Annotated in this window: 3 protein-coding genes; 2 read left to right on the plus strand and 1 reads right to left on the minus strand. The window is 27.0% G+C overall.

Translation table 11 applies throughout. The annotated features are described in order from the left end of the window. Window positions 1–140: 140 nt before the first annotated feature. Window positions 141–689: a Cap15 family cyclic dinucleotide receptor domain-containing protein gene (locus CD128_RS11015; protein ID WP_083553773.1), complete on the plus strand. Its 549-nt coding sequence runs from the start codon at window positions 141–143 to the stop codon at window positions 687–689. 197 nt (window positions 690–886) lie between these two features. On the opposite strand, the gene CD128_RS11020 is transcribed toward CD128_RS11015, so the two are convergent. Further along, window positions 887–1,768 carry a mechanosensitive ion channel family protein gene (locus CD128_RS11020; RefSeq protein WP_103329938.1) on the minus strand — a complete coding sequence of 294 codons (882 nt, stop codon included), beginning with the start codon at window positions 1,766–1,768 and terminating at the stop codon, window positions 887–889. Window positions 1,769–1,997: 229 nt separating this feature from the next. Here CD128_RS11020 and CD128_RS11930 point away from each other — a divergent pair, with 229 nt between their 5' ends. Continuing rightward, window positions 1,998–2,570 (plus strand): tubby C-terminal domain-like protein, encoded by a 573-nt coding sequence (locus tag CD128_RS11930; protein ID WP_231917319.1) that lies wholly within the window; start codon window positions 1,998–2,000, stop codon window positions 2,568–2,570. Window positions 2,571–2,919 lie beyond the last annotated feature (349 nt).

The raw sequence follows: 2,919 nt of genomic DNA on the forward strand, positions 1-2,919 counted from the left end.
AGATAATATAGATAAATTAAGTGAATTTAAAGAACCTAATGACATTCTATATTTATGCGATTCTCAAGAAAAAAATAATGTTTATAAAAATTTTATTCTAGATGTAAAGAATTATTTTGAATATAGTGGTGAGAAAAAATATGAATGACAAAATAAATCATTTGATTAAAATAACAGGGGGGGTTACAGGATTCTTTTTCTTGTTACTAATTATAGTATCATGTACGGTATGGCAAATAGGATGGATAGATATCATAAGTTATACTGTAACAATATCAACATTTATCACTATAGGGTATGAAAGGTTTATGTGGAAGTGGAAATTGTTTCGTATATTTAATAAGCAAGTTGATATATCAGGAGATTATGTGGCAACACTCAGACATTTTTATGGAGACGGTGGAATTAAAGAGGTAAGTGTGGAAATAAAACAAACTTTTTTAACAGTAAATATTGAATTAATAAGCGATGAAATTACTAGTAATAGTATTACAGCAGATATTATTGAAGAACATGGTAAAAATATATTGTACTATACTTATATAACAAATCCAAAAGCCGAATTCGAAAAGAAAAATCCTATTAATCGAGGAACAACAAGATTAATAGTTGGAGAAAATGAATTGACTGGAAAGTATTGGACTGGAGCCGAAACCACAGGTGATCTAAGACTCAAAAAACTAAAATAAAGTATTGATACCAAAATAAATTCAATTTTATTTTGGTATTTTTAGCAATATCACTAACAAGGGGAAGCATACCATAAATAAAACTAAAAAATAGGTTGTGTAATGTATATTACATAAAAGAAGATGTACTAAAATTAAAAGCATCCTTCACATGAAGTGAGGGATGCTCTACTTATTTCAAAAAATCTATTTATAGGTTATTTCTTTAAGTCTTCATCAAGCTTTACGAGTGTTGGTTTAGGAATATGAATGCCTTCTTCACTAAAGTACTGTATTACTTCTTTACGAAGCAAGCGTTGACCTGGGAAGTGCATTCCTGGCTTAACATGTGCTAAAAGTTTAATAATCATTTCATTCCCATCAACACTATCTAAACCAAGCAATTCAGGTGCTGCTACAAACATGTCATATTTGTTTTTCAACGTTGGTAAAAATTCTAATAATTTTTCTTCTATGACTTCGTAATTCTCATTAGGAGAAATCGGTATCATTACAAGTGGGGAAACATCCGTTGTTGAATAGTTTACTATTTCACTAATCGTCCCGTTAGGCAATGTATAGATTTCTCCGGTATCTGATTGTATACTTGTTGATCTTAAACCAATCGTTTTAACCGTACCTTCTGCGATAGTTACGCCAGATGAATTAATTTGAACATAATCACTTACATCGAACTGTCCTTCAAATATAATGAAAAAGCCGGTAATAATATCTTTAACAATGGTTTGTGCTCCAAAACCAACGGCAACACCAACAACTCCAGCTCCAGCTAAAATCGCTGATACACTGATACCAAAACGTGAGAGTATTGACGTAAGTACAATAAACCATACGACATAACTTATTAAATTTTGGAGCAATTTTGATAGTGTTTCACTTCTTTTAATTTTATGACGATTCTTTTTCTTTTCATTAACTGTGAAAAATTTAGTAACTAATTTTCTTAATATAGTAATTACAATCATACCCATTAAGATATAAGCAATGATAATTAGAATATTAATTAACACACTTTGATAAAATTCAATTTGTGTCATAGGTTCAAATAACCTATACAATGTATTTTTTAGTTGATTCATAGTAACTGTATTACCTCCGATAAATTTTTCTATGTACAAATCTCTATAGATAATGGGTAGTAAGCCATCATTAAATATAACTAAAAAGTAAATTGTTTGCAATGTAAGTAAATTAGAATTTCAAAATGATAATGTTTAAAATATAGTTGTTACATAAATACTTATAAAATTATTTTTTATAAACTCTAAAAAAATCAGTTAAACCAGTTTATATTAAAGGTGGAATATAATGTATAAATATAAAAAGAGATTTATTAACTCGACTAAACCTTCTACTATATTCGATTCTAATGGGGATAAAATAGGAGTTGTTCAAAAGTATTATAAAAATATATTCGAAAAAATTATAGGAAATGTATCTTTTGGACGCTTTTTTGAAAGATATCTTTTTAAGGATGATAATGACAATATCATAGTAAAGTCAAAGAAAACAGGAATGCAACAGAAAAGAAATTATATACTAACATATTTTGAAGTTAATTCTGGAGTATATAACGAAATACACTTAAGTAATGAAGAAAGATTTAATAAAGAAAAAATAGGATTGTTCGAGTATGAAAATCACCTTTTTACAGTGAGTGTAGATAAAAAAGAACATTGCAAAATGATAGATACAAAAGATAATAACGAAGTGGCTGGTTGGAATCAAAGAGGAGATTATATTTATCTTAAATTTAAAGGTTCTTTTGTTGAAAAACATAAATTATTTACAATTGCTATTCTCCATACTTTTTCAAATAATAACATTCGATATTATCGTAAAGATATAGGTCCAGTATATTTAGGACCACCACCATTATAAATAATCAAATACAGTAAACTAAGTATAGTTGTAGTGTAAGGTGTTAGTAATTATGTATTTACTTTTATTTGGTCATTAACGAATAAAGATTTATCCTATTATCTTATCATAACTACTAAATAGAAAGAGCCTCGAACAATTAAATCGAGGCGTTTTTTATGTGTTACTTTTTAATTATTAATATCTTATAAAAAAGTATTGATTATGGGCCTTTTATGAAATTTTATTAGTACTACGCTTAACAATTCTACCAATAATACTCAAAAGTAAAATATATAATATATTATATTGTTGTATTGTTATAATAATAGATATAGAAAAAATTGTTGTATTATGTATAATGTATTAT

It is taken from the genome of Staphylococcus croceilyticus, assembly GCF_002902575.1.
Lineage (GTDB): Bacteria > Bacillota > Bacilli > Staphylococcales > Staphylococcaceae > Staphylococcus > Staphylococcus croceilyticus.